Origin of the sequence: Actinoplanes italicus (assembly GCF_003001815.1) — a bacterium.
GTDB classification, from domain to species: Bacteria; Actinomycetota; Actinomycetes; order Mycobacteriales; family Micromonosporaceae; genus Actinoplanes; species Actinoplanes italicus.
The window spans coordinates 1-24,775 of the sequence record NZ_PVMZ01000045.1; the positions used below are offsets into that span (position 1 = coordinate 1).

20 protein-coding genes and 1 pseudogene are annotated in these 24,775 nt (G+C 69.5%); 12 read left to right on the plus strand and 9 right to left on the minus strand.

The window, feature by feature from the left end:
• Nucleotides 1-450: pseudogene (locus tag CLV67_RS50095) on the plus strand (SPFH domain-containing protein); the annotation flags it as partial.
• A gap of 112 nt (nucleotides 451-562) precedes the next feature.
• Nucleotides 563-1,231 carry a hypothetical protein gene (locus tag CLV67_RS50100; protein ID WP_106331081.1) on the plus strand — a complete coding sequence of 223 codons (669 nt, stop codon included), beginning with the start codon at nucleotides 563-565 and terminating at the stop codon, nucleotides 1,229-1,231.
• Here CLV67_RS50100 and CLV67_RS50105 read toward each other — a convergent pair.
• Nucleotides 1,228-2,022: a TrmH family RNA methyltransferase gene (locus CLV67_RS50105; RefSeq protein ID WP_106331082.1), complete on the minus strand. Its 795-nt coding sequence runs from the start codon at nucleotides 2,020-2,022 to the stop codon at nucleotides 1,228-1,230. The genes CLV67_RS50100 and CLV67_RS50105 overlap by 4 nt on opposite strands.
• Nucleotides 2,023-2,076: 54 nt before the next feature.
• On the opposite strand from CLV67_RS50105, the gene CLV67_RS50110 reads away from it, so the two are divergent.
• Together CLV67_RS50110 and CLV67_RS50115 are read left to right on the plus strand one after the other, a co-directional pair.
• Nucleotides 2,077-3,720, plus strand: coding sequence for an FAD-binding oxidoreductase (locus CLV67_RS50110; RefSeq protein WP_106331083.1), 1,644 nt, complete (start codon nucleotides 2,077-2,079; stop codon nucleotides 3,718-3,720).
• A gap of 335 nt (nucleotides 3,721-4,055) precedes the next feature.
• A complete protein-coding gene (locus CLV67_RS50115) occupies nucleotides 4,056-4,436 on the plus strand; it encodes a cupin domain-containing protein (protein ID WP_106331101.1) in 381 nt (126 codons plus the stop codon).
• A gap of 105 nt (nucleotides 4,437-4,541) precedes the next feature.
• Here the strand turns inward: CLV67_RS50115 and CLV67_RS50120 are convergent, their stop codons facing one another.
• Nucleotides 4,542-5,663 carry a serine hydrolase domain-containing protein gene (locus CLV67_RS50120; RefSeq protein ID WP_249037999.1) on the minus strand — a complete coding sequence of 374 codons (1,122 nt, stop codon included), beginning with the start codon at nucleotides 5,661-5,663 and terminating at the stop codon, nucleotides 4,542-4,544.
• 29 nt (nucleotides 5,664-5,692) lie between these two features.
• Between CLV67_RS50120 and CLV67_RS54530 the strand changes: the two genes are divergently transcribed.
• Entirely contained in the window at nucleotides 5,693-6,145 is a 453-nt protein-coding gene (locus CLV67_RS54530) for a MarR family winged helix-turn-helix transcriptional regulator (protein ID WP_106331085.1), read from the plus strand.
• A gap of 6 nt (nucleotides 6,146-6,151) precedes the next feature.
• Here CLV67_RS54530 and CLV67_RS50130 read toward each other — a convergent pair whose 3' ends face one another.
• From CLV67_RS50130 to CLV67_RS50140, 3 genes are all read right to left on the minus strand, one after another.
• Nucleotides 6,152-7,456, minus strand: coding sequence for a MurL-like N-terminal domain-containing (locus CLV67_RS50130; protein WP_487246607.1), 1,305 nt, complete (start codon nucleotides 7,454-7,456; stop codon nucleotides 6,152-6,154).
• A gap of 113 nt (nucleotides 7,457-7,569) precedes the next feature.
• The gene (locus tag CLV67_RS50135; RefSeq protein WP_106331086.1) at nucleotides 7,570-8,124 is read right to left on the minus strand and encodes a hypothetical protein; all 555 of its coding nucleotides are present in this window, start codon (nucleotides 8,122-8,124) and stop codon (nucleotides 7,570-7,572) included.
• Nucleotides 8,121-8,657 carry a hypothetical protein gene (locus tag CLV67_RS50140; protein WP_146169654.1) on the minus strand — a complete coding sequence of 179 codons (537 nt, stop codon included), beginning with the start codon at nucleotides 8,655-8,657 and terminating at the stop codon, nucleotides 8,121-8,123. The genes CLV67_RS50135 and CLV67_RS50140 overlap by 4 nt, the downstream gene beginning before the upstream one ends.
• 471 nt (nucleotides 8,658-9,128) lie before the next feature.
• Between CLV67_RS50140 and CLV67_RS50145 the strand changes: the two genes are divergently transcribed.
• From CLV67_RS50145 to CLV67_RS50175, 7 genes are all read left to right on the plus strand, one after another.
• Entirely contained in the window at nucleotides 9,129-10,127 is a 999-nt protein-coding gene (locus CLV67_RS50145) for a MurR/RpiR family transcriptional regulator (protein WP_106331088.1), read from the plus strand.
• Between the two features lie 36 nt (nucleotides 10,128-10,163).
• Nucleotides 10,164-11,477, plus strand: coding sequence for an extracellular solute-binding protein (locus CLV67_RS50150; RefSeq protein WP_106331089.1), 1,314 nt, complete (start codon nucleotides 10,164-10,166; stop codon nucleotides 11,475-11,477).
• A 73-nt stretch (nucleotides 11,478-11,550) separates the two neighbouring features.
• On the plus strand, nucleotides 11,551-12,528 hold the full coding sequence (locus tag CLV67_RS50155; protein ID WP_106331090.1) for a carbohydrate ABC transporter permease: 978 nt from the start codon (nucleotides 11,551-11,553) through the stop codon (nucleotides 12,526-12,528).
• Nucleotides 12,528-13,406 (plus strand): carbohydrate ABC transporter permease, encoded by an 879-nt coding sequence (locus tag CLV67_RS50160; RefSeq protein ID WP_106331091.1) that lies wholly within the window; start codon nucleotides 12,528-12,530, stop codon nucleotides 13,404-13,406. The genes CLV67_RS50155 and CLV67_RS50160 overlap by 1 nt, the downstream gene beginning before the upstream one ends.
• Nucleotides 13,407-13,421: 15 nt before the next feature.
• Nucleotides 13,422-14,855 (plus strand): N-acetylglucosamine/diacetylchitobiose ABC transporter substrate-binding protein, encoded by a 1,434-nt coding sequence (gene ngcE, locus CLV67_RS50165; protein ID WP_106331092.1) that lies wholly within the window; start codon nucleotides 13,422-13,424, stop codon nucleotides 14,853-14,855.
• Nucleotides 14,856-14,880: 25 nt separating this feature from the next.
• On the plus strand, nucleotides 14,881-15,780 hold the full coding sequence (locus CLV67_RS50170) for a carbohydrate ABC transporter permease (RefSeq protein ID WP_106331093.1): 900 nt from the start codon (nucleotides 14,881-14,883) through the stop codon (nucleotides 15,778-15,780).
• A gap of 10 nt (nucleotides 15,781-15,790) precedes the next feature.
• Nucleotides 15,791-16,696 (plus strand): carbohydrate ABC transporter permease, encoded by a 906-nt coding sequence (locus tag CLV67_RS50175; protein WP_106331094.1) that lies wholly within the window; start codon nucleotides 15,791-15,793, stop codon nucleotides 16,694-16,696.
• A gap of 6 nt (nucleotides 16,697-16,702) precedes the next feature.
• Here CLV67_RS50175 and fxsT read toward each other — a convergent pair whose 3' ends face one another.
• The 4 genes from fxsT to CLV67_RS50190 form a co-directional block, all read right to left on the minus strand.
• Nucleotides 16,703-20,494, minus strand: coding sequence for an FxSxx-COOH system tetratricopeptide repeat protein (gene fxsT / locus CLV67_RS50180; protein WP_106331095.1), 3,792 nt, complete (start codon nucleotides 20,492-20,494; stop codon nucleotides 16,703-16,705).
• Nucleotides 20,491-22,563, minus strand: a complete 2,073-nt coding sequence (locus tag CLV67_RS50185) for a VMAP-C domain-containing protein (protein ID WP_106331096.1) — start codon at nucleotides 22,561-22,563, stop codon at nucleotides 20,491-20,493. The genes fxsT and CLV67_RS50185 overlap by 4 nt, the downstream gene beginning before the upstream one ends.
• A gap of 23 nt (nucleotides 22,564-22,586) precedes the next feature.
• Entirely contained in the window at nucleotides 22,587-22,904 is a 318-nt protein-coding gene (locus CLV67_RS51600) for a hypothetical protein (RefSeq protein WP_146169655.1), read from the minus strand.
• Between the two features lie 99 nt (nucleotides 22,905-23,003).
• Entirely contained in the window at nucleotides 23,004-24,773 is a 1,770-nt protein-coding gene (locus CLV67_RS50190; protein WP_106331097.1) for an HEXXH motif domain-containing protein, read from the minus strand.
• Nucleotides 24,774-24,775: the final 2 nt, after the last annotated feature.

Below are 24,775 nucleotides of genomic sequence, written 5' to 3' on the forward strand. Positions count from 1 at the left end.
GCCCGGATCCTGCAGGCCGAGGGACAGGCCAAGGCGATCCGCACCGTCTTCGACGCGATCCACCAGGCCAACCCGTCACAGAAGGTGCTCGCCTATCAGTACCTCCAGTCGCTGCCGCAGATCGCCAACGGCACCGCCAACAAGGTGTGGATCCTGCCGACCGAGCTGACCAAGGCCCTCGAGGGTCTCGGCGGCGCGCTCGGTGGTCTCGGCAACATGGTCGGCGACCAGCCCCGCTCGGATGTCGACTCCGGCGCCGTCGAGCGGGAGGCGGCGGCCGCTGCCGAAGCGGCGGCGGCCGAGGCGCAGCGGGTGGACGCCGAGGTACGGCAGGCCGAGGCGGAGGCGACCGGCGGAAAACCTGGCCTCCCCGCGCCGGACGTCATTCCTCCGACGGCGGCGCTCGGCGGTGCCAATTACTCTGGGCGGGCGCAGGTGGAGAAACGCTGAGTTTGTGAGATCGGCCGCACTCCACCGCCAATATTTGGCATGCTTCCCAGCAGGATTCCCGACCGGTGCCCCCGGCCGCTCGGCTTGTTGCCCCTGCTAACGAGGCGGAGCCATGAGCATCAGCCAACGCCAGACGGCGAGCGGACGGCCACTGCGGGTCGCGCCCGCCTGGGTCGGCGCCCCGGCCCAGGCGGACACGGACGGCCATCTTCTGCCGGTCCGGGACGCGATCTGGATCTGGTCGGTACGGAGGTACGCGAGACTCGCCCTCTGGGCTCTGCCGGCGTCGGCCGTCCTGTACGGCTGGCTGACCCTCGGCGCCCACGGCCTGCCCGGCCCGCTCGGCATCGGCCTGCTCGCCGGCTGGCTGGCCCTGATCGCCCTGATCGCGCTGGCCGGCCTGCTCGCCGGTTCACGGACCCGGCGGTGCGCGCTGGCCGGCCTGCTCGTCACCCTCGCCGGCGCCGTCCTGCTCGTGGGCATGACCGGCCTGTCCGAGGACACCGTGCTGGCGAACGCCCCGCTGGCCGCCGGGCACATCGACGACCTGTACACCGGCGCGGTGGTGATCTCGGCATCCGGCCTGCTGCTGCTCGGCTGGGCGGTCTTCCGGTCGAAGCTGGTCAACCCGGCCGACGGGGTGCTGCTGATGCTCGCGGCCCTCGCGATCGGCGCCGGCACGACGATGGCGCAGCCGGTACCGACCGTCGGCGCGTTGCTGCTGCTGGCCGCCGGGATGGGCCTGGCCTGGACCGGCGGCCGTCTGGTTCCGCGCAGCTAGCGGGTCAGCTCGTAGAAGGCCACCGCCGCGGCGGTGGCGACATTCAGCGAGTCGACGTCGTTGTGCATCGGGATGACGACCCGTACATCGGCTGCCCGCAGCGCTGCCGCGGTCAGCCCCGGGCCTTCGGCGCCGAGCATCAGCGCGGGCCGTTCCCGCTGCTCAGGGCTCAGGTCCTGGATGGCGACAGCGTCCGGCGCCGGTGTCATGGCGAGCAGTGTGAATCCGGCGTCGCGGATCGCCTGGAGTGTCCCCGGCCAGTCCTCCGACTTCGCGTACGGGATGGCGAACACCTCGCCCATGCTGACCCGCACGGCCCGGCGGTAGAGCGGGTCGGCGCAGTTCGGCGACAGCACCACCGCATCGATGCCGAGGGCGGCCGCGCTCCGGAACAACGCTCCGAGGTTGGTGTGGGTGTTGAGTCCCTCCAGAACGGCGATGGTGCGCGCTTTGCTCAGCATCTCGGACATGTCGGGCAGGTCGCGGCGATGGAACGACGCGAGAATGCCGCGGTGCACGTGGAAGCCGGTGATCGACTCGAGCACGGCCGGGGGAGCGGTGTACAGCGGTGCGTCCGGCGGCAGACCGGTCAGCTGGTCCACCCGTTTCTCGTCGACCAGCGCCGACCGCATCGTGTATCCGGCCCGCAGCGCCCTCCCGATGACCAGTTCACCCTCGGCGATGAACAGTCCGTTCGGCGGCTCCCATCGGGTACGCAGTTCGACGTCGGTGAGGGCGCGGTAGTCACCGATCCGCGGATCGTCCGGGTCGGTGATGATCAGTGCTGGCACAACGGCATTATTCGCGGCGTGCCGTCCTGCGGTTGCGGGTAGGGTTGCTGTCGAATGAACCGGGAGGTGTCGGTGTCGTCTGGTTCGGGACAGGGGTCGGATCCGCATCTGCTTTCCCTGCTGCGCGCGATCCGGCTACGGCAGAACGCTCCCGAGGCGGCCGGCGCCGGTGCGGCCGACGCCGCGGCGGCCCTCTCCGAGATAGCGGCGCGTAAACGGAAGCCCGAGGACGACGACCAGTCCGAGGAGACCGAGACGCCGTACTTTTCGGCCAGCGGACGGTCCTCCGACCCGGAGAAGACCCGGCACGCCGACCCTGGCCTGCTCTGGCGTGGTGACCCGGGGGCCACCCTGGGGCGCGCCGGCATGCAGCCACGGGCGTCCCGCTCGTCGATCCCACCGGTCGGCGGGATCAACCCGTCCGGCCCGGCGACACCGGTGCCGAACATCCCGCCCCTCGCCGCCGCCCGGCCGATCGGCGCGCCCGGCACCGAGTTCCCGCCCGCCCAGGCGTACCCGTCGATCCCGCGCCTGCAGCCGACCGGCTCCGGCCCGTCCCGCGACGGCATGGATCCGGCCGACGACCAGGCTCTCCGCGACACTCAGCGGCTGCTCAGCACCAGTCTGACGTTCGCCGGCGGCCCCGGCGAGGTGGCCGGCCGCCTGTGGCAGGCGCTGCACCAGGCCCGGCCGGCGCTGCTCGAGTCGCTGCCCGGCGACCCGGCCGCCCAGCGCGCCCGCCTGGCCGACGCCATCACCTGGCTGGTCCACCACATGGAGAACCCGCCGCTGCTGGTCAGCGGCTGCTCCCAGCTCGGTGGGGCCCTGGCCGAGTGCGGCATCCAGTGGAACCAGCTGCACGTCGTCGGTGCGGCCCTGGCCGAGGCGATGCGCGCCGGCATGGCCCCGGGCGCGTGGCGGCAGGACTTCGACCAGGCGTGGCGCTGGACGTGGCAGCACACCTACGAGTGGATCGTGCACGGCGGCACGCTCACCGGATACCAACCGACCGTCTGGGACACCGAGGTCGTCGAGCACGACCTGCGGCGAAACGACCTCGCGGTGCTCCGGCTCCGGCCGTTCCTGCCCATGCCGTACCGCCCCGGCCAGTACGCCCGCTTCGAGGTCACCGCGGTCCCCGGCGTCTGGCGGCCGTATTCGCCGGCCGGTGCCCCGCACCGTGACGACCTCATCGAGCTGCACGTCCGCGCCAAGACCGAGACCGGCGTCAGCGGCACCCTGGTCCACCACACCCGCCCCGGCGACCGCATCCGCGTGACCCGGCCCGAAGGCGCCATGACCCTCCCCGCCGAACGCGGCCGCGGCATCCTCATGATCGCCGGCGACACCGGCGTGGCCCCGATGAAGGCGATGCTCGCCGAACTCGCCGCCACCGCCGACACCCGCCAGGCCGTCCTCTTCTGGGGCGTACGCGATCTCAGCGAGCTGTATGACATCGACGACCTCAACGCCCTGGCCGCGGCGGCGCCCCGGGCCACGGTCATCCCGGTCGTCGCCGAGGGCGATCCGGGCCCCTACCCGGGCGGCCTGGTCACCGACGCGGTCGCCGCCTACGGCGAGTGGAGCCGTCACGAGATCTACCTGGCCGGACCGCCGTTGATGATCGCGAGTACGAGCGCGGCCCTCCAGCAGCTGGGTGTCCCGGCCGCCCGCATCCACCACGACCCGCCGGAGTAACGCTCCGTCCGCGAGGCCTTACGGTGCGTCCGGCCCTCCTGGTTCGCATGGCGTCACGGTTCGACCAAGCTGCCGGTTCCGGTCGGCCGGTGGTTCTTCTCCCTTTGCGGTACGAGGGCGCATCGGCCTCGCCGAACCCGCACAGTCCCGTGGTTCCGCCCTACGCAGGCGATCCGTCCTGAACCGCCGGTGATGGTCCGTTGCGGGCTCAGCGCGTGCGGTTGGGCAGCGGTTTGTGTGGTGATCTGTGCCCGTGGGTGGACCGTAGGTCACCACGGGGTGTGGCGCGGGGCGCGGCGCTGAAGTGGGAGGGGCGGACGGTAGCGTTCGGGGCCGTGGCAGACGAGATCTACGTGGGGAACGCCGACCCGGACGCGCTGGCCGACCGTGGGTGGCTGCTCGGGCACTTCAAGCCGGAGGGCGACCCCCGGCACAGCGCCGATGTGGAGATCAAGTGGGGCCGGCACCCACGGGGCGACCGGCGGGCCGAGTGGGTTCGCGGCGAGGCGCGTACCGCATTGCTGGTCTTGATCAGTGGCTGCTTCCACATGGAGTTCCCCGGCCGCACGGTGGTTCTCGACAAGCAGGGCGACTACGTCGTCTGGCCACGCGGCGTGGACCACTCCTGGTTCGCCGCCGAGGAGTCGGTGGTCCTGACCGTCCGCTGGCCGTCTGTTCCCGGCTACGCCGTACCCGAGTCCGCCGGCGGTGCGTGAGGCGGTGTGGTTCTACGACCGTGCGTGAGGCAGGTGTGGCGGTCTACGGCCGGCGGGCTCGGCCGTGCGTGAGACAGGCCGTCGCCGGCGGGGGCGGTGTCCGGGTCAGGTGGCGCGGAGGACGGCGCTGATCAGGTCGGCGTTCTCGGGGGCCGCGCCGCCCGGATGGCCGTAGCGGCGGCGGGTGTAGGCGTAGGCGATCCCGGTCATGGGGTCGGCGAAGGCGTGACTGCCCGCGGCGCCGCTGTGGCCGAAGGCGGTGGCGGTGAGCCCGGGGTAGCGCAGGTGCTGGTTCTCGAAGCCGAGCCCGAAGTGCCGACTCTCGCCGGTGACACGGTCGCGGCCGCGCGACGTGAGTGTGGCGAACGACGTCATGGTGTCCGGGGTGAGCAGCGGTTCCCGGCCGTCGGCGCCCCACATGGTGACGGCGTACATGCGGGCCAGCCCTCGGGCGTTCGCCACCCCGCCGGCCGAGGACTGGCCGAGCGCCCGGGCCGACGGCCGGTTGATCCAGGCGACCAGGTCGGTGGGCGGAGTGGCATGCAGGTTGAAGGCGACGGCGAGGGGGCTCGGCGGCAGGGGCGCGGCGGGTGCCTGGACCGGTGCGGGCAGCACCGGGAGGTAGCGGGACTCGTTGGGAGCTCCGAGGTGGACGTCGACTCCATAAGGCGTCTTGATCAAGACCGGGAAGAGCTCCTGGACGGTACGCCCGGTCGCGCGCACCACAACGGCGGAGAGCAGGGCGCCGATCACGAAGGCGTGGTAACCGTACGCCCGGCCGGGCCGCCAGTACGGGCTCTGCCGCAGCAGACGGTCGGCCAGCACGCGGTCGTCGTCGAGCTCGGCGGAACCGAAGCCGTCGTCGACGCCGATCAGGCCGCTGCGGTGGGCGAGGAGGTCGCGAAGGGTCAGGTCGTCCTTGCCGTCGCCGGCGAACTCGGGCCACCACGCGGTGACCCGACGGTCGAGTTCGAGCGCACCCTCCTGGACGAGCCGGGCGACGACCAGGTGCGTGGCGCCCTTGGTGGCGGAGTAGACACCGGTCAGGGTGTCACCTCCACCGGCGTCGGTGGTCCACAGATCGACGACGAGCCGTCCGCCGGCCCAGACCGCGAGCTGGGCGGCCGCGTCCCGGACCTGCGTCTTCGCGAACACCTCGCGGACCTCGGCGTACGCGTCGTCGGTGCTGCCGTGCACGTTGTCCATGCCGGCGAATGGTATAGTCACCGAAAATGATAGTCAACAGAGGTGACTATATGCGGCGCAGCGAACGCAAGCAGCAGGATCCCGACCTCGGCGTGCTCGCCGGTCAGCTGCTGTTCTCGATCCAGGACGAGCTCTTCGCCATGCTCGCCGATCAGGGACACCCGGGCCTGCGCGCCCAGCACGGTGCGGTGCTGGCCTACCTGGACGCCGAGGGCAGCCGCGCCACCGACCTGGCCCGCCAGTCCGGCCAGCACAAACAGGTCGTCGGCAAGCTCATCGACGAGCTGGAGGTCCTCGGGTACGTGGAGCGCCACCCGGATCCGAGCGACCGGCGCGCCAAGCTCATCGTGCCGACGGCGCTCGGACTGGACCAGATGGAGCGCTCCGACGCGATCGTGGCCGGCATCGAGGAGCGCGCCGCCTCCGCGGTGGGCGTGGAGGCCTACGCGGCCTTCAAGGACCTTCTGCGGCGGGTGGGCGCACATCAGCGCGCCCGCGCCTGACGCGCGTCAGGCGACCGCCTCGTTGAGCAGCTTGCGGTAGGCGGCCGGGATGTGGTGCGGCCCGCCGGGGGTGAAGACGTTGGAGTGCGAGGCGTCGGCCCACGCCGAGTCGGGGACCGCGGCGCGCAGGGCGACCAGCACCGGGGCGTCGTCGGTCAGCAGGGAGAGGGCGACCAGGCACTCCTCGGCCTCGCCGACGCACTCGAACGGCTTGTGCGCGTCGACGCCGAGCAGCTCCAGGAAGCCGGGTGTCTGGGCAGGGTCGGCGAACAGGTCGTGGCCGAAGATGTGCGCGAGCCGCTCGCGGGGCATGTGCGGGGCCATCGCCAGGAAGACGAAACGGCACTTCGGGCAGTCGCCGCACCAGCGGGCCGTCGGGTCGTGAAGCTTGAACGCTCTGTTACAGCTGGTGACGACGTCATCGTACGCAGTGTGACCGGCAAAGAGCTGCGCGATGTGCAGCTCGGACAGCGTGCGCAGCAGCGAGAAGTAGGGGTCGGTCAGCCCCGCGTACGCCGCGACCGCGTCCCGCAGCAGGCCCTCGGCCTCGACGCCCTTGGACCACTGGTGGTTGACCTCGTGACCGTTCCACACCAGGTTCGGGTCGGAGGCGGACCGTTCGTTGGACATCACCACCGGACCGAGTCCGTGCCAGACCGCGGTCGCGATCGCGATCAGCGAGTTGATCGCGGTGACCGGGATGTGCCCGTTCAGGGCGCCGGCCCTGTTGAGTTCGAAGAGCCGCGGGTCGAGCTTGCGTCGCGCGGCCAGGGCGGGCAGGCCGGAGGCGGTGTTCACGTTCTCGATGACCGGGTTCGGGTTGACCGAGAACGGCACCGGGTCGAGCCCGGCGGCACGCAGGATCTCCAGCGTGACGATGGAGTCCTTGCCGCCGCCGACGGCGGAGAGCGGCCGGCCCGCGAGGGTGCCGGTGTGCTCGGCGGAGGGAACGAGGCCGGGCGTCTCGACGGTGAGTTCCAGCACGTGGGGAAGCTGATTGCGATACGCGTACTCCGCCATGCCCTTGGTGTAGACGGCGGTGAAGAGGGCGGCCGCCTCGGCGGGCACCGGTTTCGGCGCGACCACCCGGGCCGGCGCGCCGACCTTGAAGTAGCTCACCCCGGCCACCACGTGCAACAGGTCGAGCACCCTGGTCAACGCCTCGGGCACCGTCGGATCGGCCGGCACGGGCAGCGTGATCGTCTCGGTGAACCGCAACGGCTCGGGCCCGTCCAGCAGGTAGTCGAACGTCGCCACCCCCGTCGCGGGATCGAACGCGTACGAGGGAAAGCGCATGACGTCGAACTGCACCCGGGATCTCCTTGCCTATGGCCGAGGGGCAATATTAGTTCGGCCCGGCGAGGTTCGGCGGAAGCAGGGAATCGACTACACAACGTTACGGTGTTTCCTCCCCGAAAGGGAACTCACCGTGATCGGTCGGCCGGGGGCGGTGACTTGCTGACGGTCCGCTTCTGCGTGAGGTAGACCTGCACATCGCGGAACTCCGCGGAGAGTGCCTCGGTGATCATCGTGTGGACGTAGGTGGCCCGCCGGATCACCCCTCCGCCCTCCGTCGGGCAGGGGTGCCCGGGCTCCGGCACCACGTTCATGCTGGAAGCTCCGCTGCCGGCGCCGGTGAGGCGGAAGCCGCTGAGATCGGCGGTACCGAGATCGACCGTGACGACCGGGATGAGACCGGCGCTGGTGCTGCCCGGATTGTGGCTGACACCCGCCCGTACCTCCCCGTCGCAGAGCACGGAGAAGATCGCCTCCTTGCCGACATGGTGCGTGAAGCGGACCTCGGGAGCGTTGCGTGCCAGCGTCTCCTCGTTCCAGCCGAACGCCTTCCGGACGTCCTCGGCGTCGACGAAACCGGTGTTGGTGGCCGGGTCGAACCGGACGTCCGCGGAGGCGGCGGACGGGGCCAGGACGCCACCGGCGACGGCCGCCGCGGTGGCGAGGGCGAGGTGCCTGATCATTCCCCGACCTCCGGGCCGGTCCGGAGCTCGGCGAGCGAGGCGGACGTCGTCCCGGCCTCGGCGAGCAGATACCGCGTCGTGGTGGTCGCCAGCTGCCGTGACGAGCGGATCGTCTTGCCGTGGTCGCTCTCGGGGCAGGTCACGTCGGGCAGGAACGGCGCCATGGTGCTGGACATCCCCATGTCGGAGCCGGTGATCCGGAACCCGGCGACCTCGGTCCCGCCCGGGCGGTAGGTGACCGCGGCGACCAGGAACTCCGTCATCGACTGCTCGATGCGCTCCGCCTCGAAGGGGCGACCGTCGTCGCAGGTGACCGACCAGGTCTCGGTGACGCGGGTGTTGTGCTTGAACGTGAGTTTCGGGGCCTCCGTCCGCAGCTTCGCGGCATCCCAGCCGAGGCCCTGCCGCACGTCTTCCGCGTCGGCGAATCCGGTGTTGGTGTGGAAGTCGAAGGTGACCCCGGCATGGGCCGGGGTGGCGCTCGCGATGCTGCCGGCGACGGCCGCGCTGATCAATACGGGAAGCAGTCGCATGCCCTTTTCTCCTGATTTGCGAAGCGGTCACCTGATGCTTCCACGGAGCGGTGCGAGCACTGACCAAAGGTAAGAATTCCGGCCATTCGGATGAGGTGTGGCACCTCAATCGAGGTGCGACCAGCGCGTACGCCGTACCGGAAATTTTTTTGATCTTGTTTCCTGAGTAACGACGAGGTTTCGCCGCGTCACGGAGATGGGCCGAAAGGGCTATGTCGCGCTGGCCGAAAGGCCATGCCGAGCCCACTCAACGGGTGGGTCGAAAACAGTCCTAAATCGGGCATGTGATGGCGGTCACGTCGAATCGGCCATTTGGGGATCGATGGATGTCATCCGGCTGCTCCGAAACATCAGTTCATTCGCGCTGGCCGGTAACGGTTCTGAAAACATCCTTCACAGTCTTGACAGCAGGGGGGCGTTAGTAAGAACTTTTACCGCGACAGTAAACAGTCCTTCCTGAAAGGGTGTCCGATGGCTGAGCCGGAGATGGACGGCATCGCGTGGAGCGCGACCGCCGACTCGCTGGTTCGCGGCGCCGCCCGTAACGGGAACGACCACGGGAGCGAGCGAATCATCACGAACGGCGTGAACCACTCACCCGCCGACGGGGTGCTCGCTCGGGTCAGGACGCTGCTGCCGGACTTCACCGGGGCGTTGCAGCGGGTCGCCGAGCAGGTGCTCGCCGACCCGGCGGCGGCCTCCCGGGCCACCATCGTCGAACTGGCCGAGCGCAGCGGGACCTCACCGGCGACGATCACCCGGTTCTGCCGGGCGGTCGGCTTCGACGGGTACGCGGATCTCCGGCTCGGCATCGCGTCGGAGACCGGCCGGGCACGCTCGGCCGGCTGGACCGTGGACATCGGCCGCGAGATCCAGCCCGAAGACCCCCTGGAGCGCGTGCTCGGCCAGATCATGGCCGCCGACACCAGGGCCATGCACGACACCGCCACGCTGCTGGACCTGGGCGAGGTGGAGCGGGCCGCGGGGGCGATCGCCGTCGCGCCGCGGGTGAACATCTTCGGCGCCAGCGGAAGCGCGCTGGTCGGCGAGGAGATGCAGTTCAGTCTGCACCGCATCGGCATCCCGGTGTGGGCCTGGACCGACGTGCACAACGGTCTGGCCAGCGCCGCGCTGTCGAGGCCCGGCGACGTCGCGCTCGGTATCTCGCACAGTGGCGAGACCGGCGAGACGATCGAGCTGCTCGCGGAAGCGAACAGCCGGGGCGCCACCACTATCGCGCTCACCAGCTTCCCCCGATCCCCGCTGGCCGAGTTGGCGGACATCGTCCTGCTCACCGCAACCCAGGCGACGACCTTCCGGCCGGACGCGCTCAGCGCACGGCACCCCCAGCTGGTCGTTCTCGACCTGCTGTACGTCGCCGTCGCGCAACGAACACACGAACGTTCGCACGCCGCGTTCCAGCGCACCGCTCAAGCGGTGCACGGGCACAAGGCCGCGAAAGACAGCTGAACCCTTTTTACGAATGAAATCCCCTCGGGAGGAACAGTGAAGCGCAAGATCGCACTCGCCGCGGCAGTCGCCGCGTCGATGCTGGGTGTGGCGGCCTGCGGCGGCGGCTCCAGCGACGACGGCGCGACCTCGGCCACCGGCAAGGTCGACGGCGCCGGCAAGACCATCAAGGTCTGGCTCATGGTCGACGCCGAGAGCGCCTGGAAGGGTGTCGTCGACGACGCCTCCGCCCGGTTCGAGGCGGCCACCGGCGCCAAGGTCAACGTCGAGTACCAGCAGTGGGCCAACCACCTCACCAAGCTGGACGCGACGCTGGCCGGCTCGGACGTGCCGGACGTGGTCGAGCTCGGCAACACCGAGTTCTCCAAGTACGTCTTCTCCGGCGGCTTCGCCGAGCTGAACAAGGGTGACTTCGAGAACTCCGGCACCTGGCTGTCCGGCCTCTCCGGCGCCTGCGAGTCCGAGGGCAAGGTCTACTGCGTGCCCTACTACGCCGGTGCGCGCGTCATGATCTACCGCACCGACCTGTTCCAGAAGGCCGGTATCGCCGAGGCGCCGAAGACCTACGCCGACCTGCTCGCCGCCGCGGACAAGCTCCAGGCCGGCAACGCGGCCGACAAGAAGTTCAGCGCCGTCTACATGCCGGGCCAGTACTGGTACGCCGCGATGTCCTGGGTCAAGTCGACCGGTGGCGAGATCGCGAAGAAGGACGGCGACAAGTGGGTGGGCCAGCTCTCCAGCCCGCAGTCGGTCGAGGGCCTGCAGAAGTGGGTCGACCTGACCAAGAAGTACTCGAAGGCTGACGTCACCAAGAACGAGAACGAGCAGGCCGGCATCTTCTCGCAGGGCTCGGGCGGCATCTTCTACGGCAACGCCTGGGAGCAGGGTGTGGCCGAGGAGGTCCGCAAGGACCCGAACGACCCGAACTCCCCGCTGGTTCCGACCAAGGTCAAGGGCAAGCTGGCCGCCGCTCCGCTGCCGGAGATCCCCTCGTTCCTCGGTGGCTCGAACCTCGGTGTGACCGCCAAGAGCGGCAACAAGGAGCTCGCCGCTCAGTGGGTCAAGTACTTCACCGACTCCAAGTCGATGGAGGGCCTGGTCAAGGCCAGCGCGCTGCCGAACTCGACCGCCCTGCTGGACAAGGCCGCCGCTGACAACCCGAAGATCGCGCCGGCCGCGCTCTCCGCGAAGAACAGCTGGTTCCCGCCGAACGCCGAGAAGTGGGCCGACGTGGAGAAGGCCAGCATCCTGCAGACCATGCTGACCGACATCCTGACCGGCAAGAAGACGGTCGCCGACGGCGCCAAGTGGGCTGACGAGCAGATCGCCGCGACGCTCAACGAGGCCTGATGACCCGTGCCGCCCGCCCGTCCTTCTGCCGGGCGGGCGGCACACCACTCCTCACGGTGGAAGAGGATCTTTGATGCACGCCGTCGACTCCCGGCAGACCCCGGCAGAGGCGCCGCAGGCACCGCCGCCGCGGCACGTGTCCCGCCGGGTCCGCATTCGCAGCCAGCGCGACTCCCGGGTGGCGTGGCTGCTCTCCCTGCCCACGCTCGTGATCCTGATCGCGATGCTGGCCTACCCGCTCTACCGCATGATCGTCCTGTCGTTCCAGAACATGCGGTTGCGAGAACTGTTCTCCGGCGCGACGCCGCCGTGGGTCGGCTTCGACCAGTACACGAAGGCCCTGACCGACGGTGTCTTCTGGGGCGTCGTGGGACGTACCGCCGCCTTCACCGTCGTCTCGGTGACCCTGTCGGTGCTGGTCGGCCTCGGCATCGCGCTGCTGATGCGCCGGGTGCACGCCAAGGTCCGGATCTTCATGATGGTCGCGATGATGTTCGTCTGGGCGCTGCCCCAGCTCGTCGCCGCGCAGTCGTTCCGCTGGATCACCGACTCCGACTTCGGTGTCCTCAACTACGTGCTCACCGAGCTCGGCTTCGACTACGCGACCCACAGCTGGTTCGTGAACCCGTGGGAGGGCTGGGCGGTGATCACCACGCTGGTGGTGTGGGCCGGCATCCCGTTCCTGGCGATCTCGCTGAGCGCCGGTCTCACCCAGGTGCCCAAGGAGCTGCTCGAGGCCGCGACGGTGGACGGCGCCTCGCCCTGGCAGGCGTTGCGCAACATCACCCTGCCGATCCTGAAGCCGCTCCTGATGATCGTCACGACGCTGTCGGTGATCTGGAACTTCGGCCTCTTCACCCAGAACTGGGCGCTGCGTGACGGGCACCCGGAGCCGGTCTACCAGACCCTGGCGACGTTCTCGTACACGCAGGCCTTCGGACGGTCCAACTACAGCTACGGCTCGGCCATCGCGGTGATCACCGTGCTGCTGATGCTCGGCGTGATGATCTTCTACATCCGCCAGATGTTCAAGATCGGGGAGGTGGACTGATGGCGAAGCACGACGAGGGCGTCATCACCGTCGGGCGTAGCCGTGCCGGTACGTTCTTCGCGAACGGCACCGGCATCCTGTTCGGCCTGGTCATGATCTTCCCGGTGTACTGGGTGCTGAACACGGCGTTCAAGCCGGACTCCGAGGTCCGCAGCTTCACGCCCACCTTCTTCCCGAACGACTTCACGCTGGACAACTTCAAGTCGGCGCTCGGGGAGGAACTGTTCATCCCGAGCATGATCAACGGACTGATCATCACCGCGATGTCGGTCGCGGCGGCGCTGGTCGTGGGCTTCCTCGGGGCACTCGCGATCGCCCGGTTCAGCTTCTACGGGCGCAAGGCCATCATCATGGTCATCCTCGCCGTGCAGCTGGTGCCGTTCCTCGCGCTGCTGATCCCGCTCTTCCTGATGTTGCAGCAGGCGGAAGAGGGCACCGGGATCAACCTGATCGGGGACAGCCTCCTCGGTGTGACCCTGATCTACGTGGTCCTGCTGCTTCCGTACACGGTGTGGACGCTGCGTGGCTTCATCTCCGGCATCCCGCGGGAGCTGGACGAGGCCGCCATGATCGACGGCTGCACCCGGTTCCAGGTGTTCTGGCGGATCATCCTGCCGCTCACCGGCCCCGGCCTCGTCGCCACGTCGGTCTACGGATTCATCCAGGCCTGGAACGAGTTCATCATCATCAACACGATGAACGACCCGAAGCACCAGAACCTCATGGCCTGGCTGCTGTACAACCAGACCGAGCGCGGTACGGCCTGGGGCCCCCTCATGGCCGGCGCGATCATCACCTCCATTCCGGTGGTGGTCTTCTTCCTCCTGATCCAGCGCAACATCGCCACCGGATTGACGGCCGGCGCCGTCAAGGGTTAACCCGAAAGGACATCGATGTCTCAAATAACGAATTCTGAGCTGGACCGTCGTAGCCTGCTGCGTCGTGCCGGCGCGGTCGGCCTGGCGGCGATCCCGGCGGTGGGCATGCTGAGCGCCTGCGTCGGCGGCGGTTCCGAGGAGCCGGCCAAGCAGGCCACCGGTGAGAAGTCGGCGGACAACCCGCTCGGCATCGACCCGAAGGCGCCGGTCGAGATCGTGATCTTCGACGGTGGTCTCGGCACCAAGTACGCCACCGACGTCGACACCCCGATCTACAAGAAGAAGTGGCCGGAGTCCGAGGTCAAGTACTCGGCCACCCAGGAGATCTCGACGGTCGTGCAGCCGCGGCTCAACGCCGGCGACGCGCCCGACATGATCAACAACTCCGGCGCCAAGATGATGGACTTCGGCGCGATCGTCGCCGCCGGCCAGGCGCAGGACCTCACCGACCTGTTCGCCGCGCCGTCCTTCGACATCGCGGGCAAGACCGTGGCCGAGACGCTCGTCCCGGGCGCCGTCGAGCAGGGCTCCTACAGCGGCAAGCCGTACGCGGTGAACTACTCGTACACCGTCTTCGGCCTCTGGTACAACAAGGCGCTGTTCACGAAGAACAACTGGACCGTCCCGACCACCTGGGCCGAGTTCACCGCGCTCTGCGACAAGATCAAGGCCGCGGGCATCGTCCCGTTCGGCTACGCCGGCAACAACGCGGCGTACTACATGGTCCGCGCCCTGCTGACCAGCGCCGCCAAGATCGGCACCGAGCAGGCGCTGAAGGACATCGACAACCTCAAGCCGGGCGCGTGGACGGCCCCGGCCGTGCTCGAGGCCGCCAAGGCCTGGGGCGAGATCGGCAACAAGTACCTGGACAAGTCGTTCCTCGGCCTCAAGCACACCGAGGTCCAGCTGCGTCAGAACCAGGACAAGGTCGCCTTCTACCCGTGCGGTTCCTGGCTGGAGAACGAGCAGGCCAAGGACACCCCGCCCGGATTCGAGTACGCGGTTGCCGCGTACCCGAGCGTGACGACGTCGGACCAGCTCCCGGCGCCCGCCCTGAACGCCGCGGCCGGTGAGATCTACTTCGCCTCGTCGAAGGGCAAGAACCCCCGTGGCGGCATGGAGTACCTGCGGGTCATGCTGTCCAAGGAAGCCGCGAAGGAGTTCACCAACCTCACCAAGTCCCTGACCGTGGTGGCCGGCGCCGCCGAAGGTCTCACGCTGTCCCCCGGCCTGACGAGCGCCAACGAGGCGATCACCAAGGCCGGCAAGGACCTCTTCATGGGCTACCTGTTCGACACCTGGTACAAGAAGCTCAACGACGAGTCGCTGAGCGCGGTCAACGACCTGATGTTCAAGGGCGGCGACGCGCAGAAGTTCTGCGACCGGATGGAGGCTGCCTCCCAGGCCATCGCCAAGGACTCCTCGGTCCAGAAGCAGACCCGTAGCTAAGTAGTCAGAGGACAGGTAGAGCGCCATGCGGCACGGTAAGTACCCCTTCATCATCGGTTTTCTTGCCGTGCCGGTGGCGCTCTACGCCACCTTCGTGGTGGCGGCGTACATCCAGACCTTCCAGCTGTCGATGACGAGCTGGTCCGGATTCGGGGCCATCAAGTTCGTCGGCGCCGACAACTTCGTCAAACTCTGGAACGACGAGTTGTTCTGGAAGTCGTTGCGTCACAACGGATACCTCCTTCTCCTGCTGCCGATCGTCACGATCGCGCTGGCTCTGGTCTTCGCGTTCCTGCTGAACGTCGGAGGCGGGTCCAAGGGCGGCGTCACCCGCGGGGTCTGGGGCTCCAAGTTCTACCGGGTGATCTTCTTCTTCCCGCAGCTCATGGCGCTCGCCATCGTCGCGGTGATCTTCGGCCGGGTCTTCGCCTCCGACAAGAGCGGCATGCTCAACGGCCTGTTCCCGGACTCCTGGTCACCGTGGCTGTTCCTGGCCGACGAACGCTGGGCGCTGACCTGCATCCTGGTCGTGCTGGTCTGGCAGGCGGTCGGCTTCTACGTGGTGCTCTTCTCGGCCGGCATGGGCTCGATCGGCGAGGAGATCTACGAGGCCGCGGCACTCGACGGTGCCTCCCGGATCACCCTGTTCTTCAAGATCACCCTGCCGCTGCTGTGGAACACCATCCAGACCGGCTGGGTCTACCTCGGCATCGCCGCGTTCGACGCGTTCGCCCTGATCAACATCATGACCGTGGACCGCGGCGGCCCGGACGGCGCGACCTCGGTGCTGGCCATGATGATCTACCGCAACACCTTCGAGTACTCCCAGGTCGGTTACGCCTCCGCGCTCGGCGTGGTGCTGTTCTTCCTGACCCTGACCTTCGCCGCGCTGACCCTGCGGGTCACGCGCCGTGACGCCGTCTGAGAGGCTGGACATGAGCAACCTCACCGCGACCCCACCGGCGAAGACGGCCGTCGCGCCGCAGACCGCGAAGAAGCACCGCGAGATCAAGGCGTTCAACAGCCTGGCGCACATCGCCCTGGTCTTCTGGGCGCTGGTCACCGCCGGCCCGCTGCTCTGGGTGCTGCTGGCGTCCTTCAAGAGCAACACCGAGATCTTCCTTGGCGAGCCGTTCGCTCTGCCGTCCTCGTTCTCGCTGGACACCTACTTCTCCGCGTGGGACCAGGCGCACATCGGGCGGTACTTCCTCAACAGCGTGTTCGTGGTGCTGTTCAGCACCGCCGGCACCATGCTGTTCGGATCGATGGCCGCGTACGTGCTGGCCCGGTACCGGTTCTTCGGCAACCGGATCCTGTACTACCTGTTCGTCTCCGGCCTGGCGTTCCCGACGTTCATGGCACTCGGGCCGCTGTACTACATCCTCCGGAACATGGGACTGCTCAACTCGTACATCGGGCTGATCCTGGTTTATATCGCCTACTCGCTGCCGTTCACCGTCTTCTTCCTGGCCGCCTTCTTCAAGACGCTGCCGCACGAGATCGACGAGGCGGCGACCGTGGACGGCGCGTCACACACCCGGAAGTTCTTCCAGATCATGATGCCGATGGCGAAGTCCGGCCTGGTCAGCATCACGATCTTCAACATCGTCGGGCAGTGGAACCAGTACCTGTTGCCGCTGGTGATCATGCAGGGGCAGGGCGCCGAGGAGAAGTGGGTGCTCACCCAGGGCATCGCGAACATCTCGACGCAGGCCGGCTACCACGCCGAGTGGTCGACGCTGTTCGCCGCGCTGACCCTCAGCATCATCCCGATGATCATCGTGTACGCGGTCTTCCAGCGGCAGATCCAGGCTGGTTTGACGGCCGGGGCCGTCAAGTAGCACCCCTCAGAGCGGCATCGGGTCGACGTCGCAGTTGGCCCGCATGCCCGCCTGCGCCGCGGTGATCGCCGGATGCCCGCCGCCGAGCACCCGCCGGTACGCGTCGACCACCTCGCCGAACAGCCGGTCCCCCTCGTCGGTACGGCCCAGCGCCCGCAGGTCGAAGGCGAGGTTGAGGGCGGCGGCCAGTGTGGACGGGTGTTCGCTGCCGAGCAGTTCCCGGGACCGGCGCAGGGTGTCGGCGTCCAGGTCGTAGGCCCGCTGGTGCTCGCCGCGGGCCGCCCAGTCGCTGGCCAGGTTCGTCGCACAGGTCAGGGTGAGCACGTGCCGGGTGCCCAGCAGCTCGCGCAGCCCGTCGAACGCCGCCTGGTTGTGCTCCAGGGCCAGATCGTGCTGACCGAGCAGGCGGAGCACGATGCCCAGGTTGGTACGGGCGTACATGGTGTACGGGTGCGCGTCACCGAGGGTCTGCCGGTACTTCTGCCAGGTGCTCTCCGCCAGCCGGCGCGATGCGTCGAGCTCGTCGTTCTCGCGCAGGTCGACGGCGTAGTTGAGGGCGCAGGCGATGGACTCCGGAGTGTCGTTGTCGGACCTGCGGCGTAGTTCGTTCAGGGTGTCCAGCGCCAGTTTGCGGGCGTTGTCGTGCTTGCCGGCCCGTCGCAGCGAGACGGCCAGGTTCCGCGCGGCCATCAGCGTCTGCGGGTGCCGCGGGTTGAGGACACCCTGGATCCGCTCGTAGAGCCGCTCCTGCTGCCGGTTCGCCTCGATGTAGTCGCCCCGCTCCCGGATGTCCAGGGTGAGGCCGTTCTGGGTCAGCAACGTCAGGTTGTGCCGGGGACCGAGGACCTTGATGCGGCGGCGGACCGTGTCCATGTCGACGGCCATGGCACCCGGGAAGTCACCCATGAGACGGAGGCTGACCCCGAGGCCGTGAGCCATGATGAGGGTGTTCGGTGAGTTCGGCCCGAAGACCCGCTTGGAGATCTCGTACGCCTCCCGGTCGAGCCGGAGTGCGCCGGGGAAGTCGCCGGCCGCCCGGCGATCGGCCGCCACCAGGCTCATCGCGTCCAGTGTCTCCTCGTCCTCCGTCCCGTTGATGGCACGCAGCCGTTCCAGGCAGTCGGCGTTGATCCGGGCCGCCTCGGTGAACTCGCCGAAGATCCGCAGAAGGAACGCGAGCCAGCGGGCGGCCTTGAGCACCTGGGGGTCGTCGGGACCGAGCATGGTCGTCCACCGGCCGACAGCCTGGCTCGCGAGGCTGCGGCACCCGTCGTGGTCGCCCAGGAAGTACAGGAATTCGATGACGTCCAGAACCAGCTGACGGGCCCAGGCGTCCTCACAGGCGACCTGGTCGGAGGCCAGCAGGTGGGGGAGCAGCGCGTGGTACCGGGAACGTTGTGCCGCGTTGCCGGGATCACCGGGGTTGCCGCCGGCGAGCAGCAGGTGAGCGACATGCTGCATCCGGCTGCGGTCCTCCGGGCTCAGCTGGTCCACCACGACCTCGCGGACCAGCCGGTGCAACTGGACGGTGATGGTCTTCTCCCGGTAGTCGATGCGGGCCAGACCGTACTGTTCGATCTCCTGGATCGCGCGGTTGAGCAGCGTCGGGTTCTGGAGCATGCGGTTCATCTCGTCGGCGAACGCGACGTTGCGCGCGGCCAGGAAGATGTCCTGGGAGATCGGCTCCGGCGCCATGAACGAGCAGGCCTGGAGCAGCTGGAGGGCGCCGGGATTGACCTCGCCGAGGTGTTCCAGGGCGACCGTCCACGCCGTCGCCACCGCTATCTCGTAGTGCGGGTCCTGTTCCCGCCCGGCCAGCTCCGCCCGTTTCGCGGTGAGCAGCCGGTAGTAGTCGCCGATCGGCATCGGCGTGGTCGCTCGCCAGGTCGCGGCCTGGGCGATCGCCAGCGGCAGGTCGTCGAGGATGGCGGCCAGCCGGTCGGCGTCCTCGACGGACAGATCCGGGTTGCGCTTGCGAAGCAGGGCGATGCTCTCGTCGCGGCTGAAGACGTCGATCTCCAGGGTCTCCGAGTTCTCGCGCCACTCCCGGTTCCGCGAGGTCACCAGGACCTTCCCGGTTCCCCCGTGCGGAACGAACCGCTCGACGACCTCGATGCTTTCGGCGTTGTCGAAGATCAGCAGCCAGTTGGAGTAGGGAGCGCCCGCGGCCAGAGCGTCCAGAACCGCCTGGACGTGCTGGGTGGCTGTGCCCGCCTCGGCATCGGCCTGGAGACCGAGGTGCTCGCCCAGCTCCATCAGCGAACGCTGGATCTGGCTCTCCTGCTCGGACGGTACGAACCAGATGACGTCGTAGTGGTTGAGATGGCGGTAGGCGTACTCGACCGCGATCTGTGACTTCCCGACGCCACCCATGCCGTGCAGCGAATGGGAGAGCACCGCGGCGACCCGGTCATGCCGCAGCCGGAAGTCGAGGATGTCGAGCAGGTCCTCCCGCCCCGTGAAGTCGGTGTTCTGGGGCGGCAGGTTCACCCAGACCGCCGACTCGGCGTCCGGCTGGAGCAGATCGTTGAGATCCTCCAGGCTGGCGCCCTCGCCGACCAGCAGATGCGGACCGGCGTAGAGCGGGGACGTGGTGGTCCGGGACGACGGCGGTGTGGTGGCCACGGCGCCGGCCGCGGCCAGTTCGGCCTGAAGACGATCCGCACGCGACTGGTACGGACCGGCCAGAGCCCTCAGGACGGTGAGCTCGAACTGATACTCCTCCAGCGTGCTCGCCGTCACCCGCGGCATCGGGTGGTCGTCCGGGGCGCGCAGCGTCCGCACGAGGGAACCGGCGCGCGGGAACTGGTTGCCGAAGTGGGCCGCGACCACCTCGATCACCCGGAGGGTGTCGTCGTGCGCGGTGTGGGACAGCAGTTCCTCGCGGACCCCCGGCCGGAACGTCGGCCCGCCACCGGCACCGGTCACCAGCAGCGGACTGGTCACCACCTCGGCCAGGTGCAGCGGCCGCGAACCGGGCAGCAGAACCCCCTGCACGATGCGCAGCGTCTCCAGGTCCGCGCGGGGCGGCGCGGAGGCGATCAGGGTGGCCAGCCGGAAGGCGGACGCCGAGGACTCGTTGCGGAAGTCGGCGACCAGCCGGTCCGCGCTGGTCTCGGCCGGCGCCGATTCGGGTGGATCGGTACGGTCGGCCCGCTCGTGAGGGCGGTCGGGGTCGGCGATGTGCGCCACCGCGTTGAGCCAGCCCGGTGCCGACTCGGCCACCAGCGCCGCCCATCGGGCCAGCCACCGGGCATCCATCTCGAGCAGGGGCACCACGACCGCGGTCGGCCGGACCGGGTCGTCGAACGGGCTCATCCACTCCGACGGCTCACGGATCCGCAGTTCCGCGTTCGGCGACATGATCCGCGGCGCGGACAGCTGCACCTTTCGCGGTGCGAGCAACGAGCGATACCACAGATCCTCGGGGTACGGGTCGACGATGGCCACCGGGACCCGGGTGCCCCAGCCGTGCAGCAGCTGATCGGCCGAACTGTGTGCCCAGAACCCGGCCAGCCCGTCACTGATCACCATGATCAGCTGTCCCGCCGGGGTGCTCGCCCGCCCGCGCGGCTCCCGGAACGACCCGAGTAACTGGATGTCGACGGTGTCGAAGACCGAGGCGACGAGGTCCTGGAAAGCGTGGACGGTCGGTGTCCACACCTCCATCGACGGGCTGTCGTCGACGACGACGGACAGGGTCGAGACGTGCGGGGTGAACCGGTGCAACGCTTCCGTGAGCGCCGCGTGATCGGCCAGGGCGGGCACCGGCCGGCCATCGGCGGAGGGTGTGGTCATCCGGCGGCCCCCTGATCGGAGATGCGGCGGTCCGCGTCGTCCCAGAGCAGGGCGACGGTACGGCCGAAGTGCGGTGGCCCGTCCACGGGTGCCCGGTCGGCCTCGATACGGGCCATCCTTGTGCTCTCCGGCAGCCGGGCGGGTTCGGCGCTGAGCCGCCGCAGCCCCGCGGTGCCGTCCTCCGGGCGGGGCGCACGCTGGTCCCAGAGCACGATCGGCACCCCGGCGCGAAGCGCGGCTCGCAACTCCGCGTCGCCCGTCTCGGTTCCCGGCGGCCCGCTGAGGACCACGACGAGGTATGACGTGTCCCCGTCCAGTTCCCGGCGCCAGTCACCCATGTCGTCCGGCTCCGCGGAGCCCCGGCCCCAGAGCACCCGCCCGCTGAACGGTTTCCGGTCCAGCTGTCTCCACCGGTGCGACCATGCCCGGTGGATCCGGAGCTCACGCATCCGCTCGAGGCTGCGCAGCGAGACCGAGTACTCCATGCAGAGCGGCCGAGCCTCGTCCAGGATCTCCGGGCCGGAGAACCACTGCACCGCCATGTTCAGCAGGCCCGTGGGCAGCATGAACTCGATGTCGGCCCGGTCGGCGACGCCCTGCCACCTCATCTCCGCCTCGGCCACCAGCTTCGCGGTCTCCCGCGCGAGGCCGTCCACCGTGGTGACGACCGGCTCACCCGGACCGGGTGCGGGCTGCCACGAGCCGGACGCCGCCTGGAGGAACGGGGTGATCCGGCACAGGTCCCGGTCCAGCCCGTCCACCGTGATCTGCAGGGTCAGCGACGGGCGGACCTTGCCGTCGTGCGCGTCGGCGGGGCCGGGAGCGGCCCGGACGGGCTCTGTCGCCGGCCCGGCCTGCCGGGCGGCCCAGTCCCGCAGCGCGCGCCCGTGCTCCCCGGACAGGGCGTGACCGAGCCGGTCGGCGAAGCGGAACGCGGGATGGGGAACGTCCGGCCGTGCGTTCAGCCGGGCCAGGTAGTGGTAGACGGCCGGAGCGCTGGTGAACAGGGACGGGTCCGGCTCCGGATAGTCGGGTACCGTCGCGGCCCAGACAGCCCGCAGGTCGGTGTCGTGCGGGACCCGGTTCAGCAGCGCCACCACCTCGGTCTCCCGGCCCTGGTCGACCAGCGGCAGGGCGGCCTCGGTGACCATCGCCTGCGGTTCGGCGAGCGGAGGGGTGACCGCGAGCAGCGCCCTGGTCCAGACAGCCGCGGCGTACGAGGCGTAGGCGTGCCACACGTCGTTCTTCCCGGTCGCCGCGTAGTCGGCCACCCCGCGGACCATGAACCACGTCCGGCCGCAGGCGGCGGTGGCGGCGGCGATCCCCGAGCCCTCCATCTCGACGGCGAATATGTCCGAGTACTGGGCGGCCAGGGCGTCACGCCGCTGCTCGCTCTTCATCAGCACGTCGGCCGAGCCGATGGCGCCGTAGTGGACCCGGGGCATGTCACCGGCCGGAGCCGGCTCCGGGCGCGGGGGATGGGTGACGGTGCGCTCCCCGACCCGCAGGATGTCGGTTCCGGGCGCGGGCCGCGCGAACTCCCGGGGCAGGGCCTTGCCGAGCATCGTCTCCCACGGCCGGTTACCGCCGCGCTCGCCGACCCGGAGCAGGGTGGCCGCGTGCAGCAGCCGTGGTGTGAGCAGGCCGCTGCCCTGCCGGCCGCGCAGCACCGGGCCGGTGTCGGTCTCGCGGATGTGGCCGTAGTCGACGATGCCGTCGGTGGCCACCACGATGTCACCCAGCCGTACGTGCCGTTCCGGCTGTTCCGGCCGCGGGATGCCGCCGGCGATCCCGACCATGATCACCGTCTGGATGTTCGGGAACGTTCGGAGCATGTTGGCGCAGCAGGTGGCCGCAAGCCGTGTCCCGTCCCGCGGCATCATCAGGACGGCCACGCTGTGCGACCGGCCCGGGGTCCCGCTGGGCACCTGGCCGACGTGATAGCCGTTCTGGTCCTGGGGATGGCTGAACGAGGTGGCGTCCTCCAGTACCCGCAGCACGGCGGCGCCCTCGACGGGAAGGGCCGTGATGATGCCTATCGTCACCTCGTGCGGCGTCACTGCGGGCATCGGCCTGCTCCATCATCTCTCGATCAGGTCGGCATCGGTGACGATTCGCCGGGCGATGATCGACATGAGCGTGATCTCGGCCGGCACTGCTGCGGAAACAAGATTGACACATCGCCCCGATGATTCCGTACAGCGATGACGGTAAATGAAGGAATGCGGAATGCGGGCAGGGCGACGCCCGGCTCGACCAGCTCATGAGTGCGGATCCGATGATCGCCGCGACGGGGCTTTCCCCGATCGAGCGGCGGATGATCGGAAATACGCATCGAGCCGAGTCGTTGAGTGCGCTCTTCTTTGAGCGGCTCGTATTCGGCGGTCAAGGCTTCCACAGTCAGCTCCATCCGTGAAGATCAGATGAACGGAGTCGCCGCGAACAGCGGAATCCCAGTATCGCCGATCCATTCACGGATGGAGATCGAAAAAGGTCGGATATTTTCCGGCTATCCGGCGAGCCAGCCGGCGAGTGCGGCGGGATCCGCCGCTCCGCCGAGCTCGCGGTGCAGGGCCATGACCAGATCGGGGTGACCGAGAAGCATGTCACCCGCTGGCGAGGCGCCCGCGTGCTGGAGCGCGAGACCGAGTCCCGTCCAGGCGTCCTCGCTGCGCGGATCCGCGGCCAGTCCGGCGGCGAATCGAGCGGCCGCCGCGGCGGCGTCACCGGCGAACAGGTCCAGGTCCGCGTCGCTGAGCGCGACGCCCCAGGAGGCCCGGCCGGCCTGTGCGTACTGCTCGGGTGCCAGCAGGCGGCGCCGGGCCAGGCCGAGCCGGGCGCCGGACCAGTGCCGCATCTCCGGGTCGGGGCGGACCGTGGCGGGGGCGCGTTCCGCCGGTGGGGTCCGCTGCTCCCGCCAGGCCGCCGCCAGGGCCTTGACGGTGCCGGGATCGGGATGCCGGTGCCGGATCCGCCAGCCCGCACGATGACCGTCGGCCACCAGCCGTGCGAGTTCCGCGGCCTCCGGGTCCAGGGAGTCGGCGTCCCAGTCGTCCATCGCCGCCGCCATCAGCCGCACGAAGTGACGACCCCGCTCGGTCAGGTTGCCGTCGGCCAGGGCGATGGCGATCGCCTCACGGGTCTGGGCGCGGCTGTAGGCGTACTCGAAGTCGTCCAGCCGGGGATGGGGGTTACCCGGCACCCGCCGCTGATCACGCCAGAAGCCCGCGATGCCGTGGAACGCGTAGATCCCCTGCAGGAGCCCGCCGGCCGGACGGGGGTCGTCGCGCCACGGCGCATACAGGCAAGGCTCGCCCGGCCCCTCCGTCAGCGCGACGAGGTGCATCAGGCCGCCGAGAGCGATGTGCCGGAACTCGTGAGCCAGCGAGACCGCGAGGGTGACGGGGTCCGGCGGAAGGGAACACATGATCGCGCCGAAGGCGTCACCGGTCGAGGCGCTGCGGGTGTCCCAGCCCGTCACGGCCGGCAGCGGCGCGAGCGAGGTGAAACCCGCGGCGAGGCCCTCGGCCACCGGCCGGTGGTGTCTGACCAGTATCGTCCACGCGTCCTGGAGCAGCTTCGCCCACGTGCCGAACTCGTCCTCGGTGAGACGGACCGGGTCCACGGGGTCGGCGAGATCACGCCAAGGGTCGATGTCGTCGACGAACACCGTGAGCGAGAGGTCGTCCTCGCCGACGGTCAGCGACCGCAGGGCCATCCAACCGGGTGCGTCACCTTCGGCCGGGACGTCGACGGTGGCGGTGCCGTGCCGCAGCCGGAGGCGCCCGTCCTCGGTCCATGCCTCGGCCGTGTCCCACGCCTGGCATCCCTCGAACGTCGCCATACCGAACCGGGGGACCAGGACCCGGCCGCCCCGCAACGGGACCACGGTGCGGTGCGGTACGCCCGTGAGCGCCGCGGCCGCCAGAGCCACGGTATTCAGCTGACCGAAATCGATATGCCGGGGTGCCCGTCCGGAGGCTCCGCCGCGGTGCCGTCGCAGGGTGTAGGCCAGCCAACTGCCCACCTGGGGGTGCAGCAGCACCGCGTCCAGCGCCGCCGGGGCCGCGGCCTGGATCTTCTCCAGGGCGACCCAGGTCTCGGCGACGGACGGCAACGGTCCGGCGGTCGCCGGGTCTCCGGCCGCGTCGAGCAGTGCCCGGAGCAGAACCATCCGCCGGCTCCGCTGGCCGTCGGCGAGTTCGCCGATCACGGCGGGGCGGTTGTCACCCGCAGCCAGCCGGCGGAAGGCGTCGTCGGAGAGCCGAATGATGTCCACGG

Coding starts and splice junctions, on each gene's coding strand:
- CLV67_RS50100 (WP_106331081.1), top strand. CDS start 563: ATGAGCATCAGCCAACGCCAGACGGCGAGCGGACGGCCACTGCGGGTC.
- CLV67_RS50110 (WP_106331083.1), top strand. CDS start 2,077: ATGAACCGGGAGGTGTCGGTGTCGTCTGGTTCGGGACAGGGGTCGGAT.
- CLV67_RS54530 (WP_106331085.1), top strand. CDS start 5,693: ATGCGGCGCAGCGAACGCAAGCAGCAGGATCCCGACCTCGGCGTGCTC.
- CLV67_RS50135 (WP_106331086.1), bottom strand. CDS start 8,124: ATGATCAGGCACCTCGCCCTCGCCACCGCGGCGGCCGTCGCCGGTGGC.
- CLV67_RS50140 (WP_146169654.1), bottom strand. CDS start 8,657: ATGCGACTGCTTCCCGTATTGATCAGCGCGGCCGTCGCCGGCAGCATC.
- CLV67_RS50145 (WP_106331088.1), top strand. CDS start 9,129: ATGGCTGAGCCGGAGATGGACGGCATCGCGTGGAGCGCGACCGCCGAC.
- CLV67_RS50155 (WP_106331090.1), top strand. CDS start 11,551: ATGCACGCCGTCGACTCCCGGCAGACCCCGGCAGAGGCGCCGCAGGCA.
- CLV67_RS50160 (WP_106331091.1), top strand. CDS start 12,528: ATGGCGAAGCACGACGAGGGCGTCATCACCGTCGGGCGTAGCCGTGCC.
- ngcE (WP_106331092.1), top strand. CDS start 13,422: ATGTCTCAAATAACGAATTCTGAGCTGGACCGTCGTAGCCTGCTGCGT.
- CLV67_RS50170 (WP_106331093.1), top strand. CDS start 14,881: ATGCGGCACGGTAAGTACCCCTTCATCATCGGTTTTCTTGCCGTGCCG.
- CLV67_RS50175 (WP_106331094.1), top strand. CDS start 15,791: ATGAGCAACCTCACCGCGACCCCACCGGCGAAGACGGCCGTCGCGCCG.
- fxsT (WP_106331095.1), bottom strand. CDS start 20,494: ATGACCACACCCTCCGCCGATGGCCGGCCGGTGCCCGCCCTGGCCGAT.
- CLV67_RS50185 (WP_106331096.1), bottom strand. CDS start 22,563: ATGCCCGCAGTGACGCCGCACGAGGTGACGATAGGCATCATCACGGCC.
- CLV67_RS51600 (WP_146169655.1), bottom strand. CDS start 22,904: ATGGAGCTGACTGTGGAAGCCTTGACCGCCGAATACGAGCCGCTCAAA.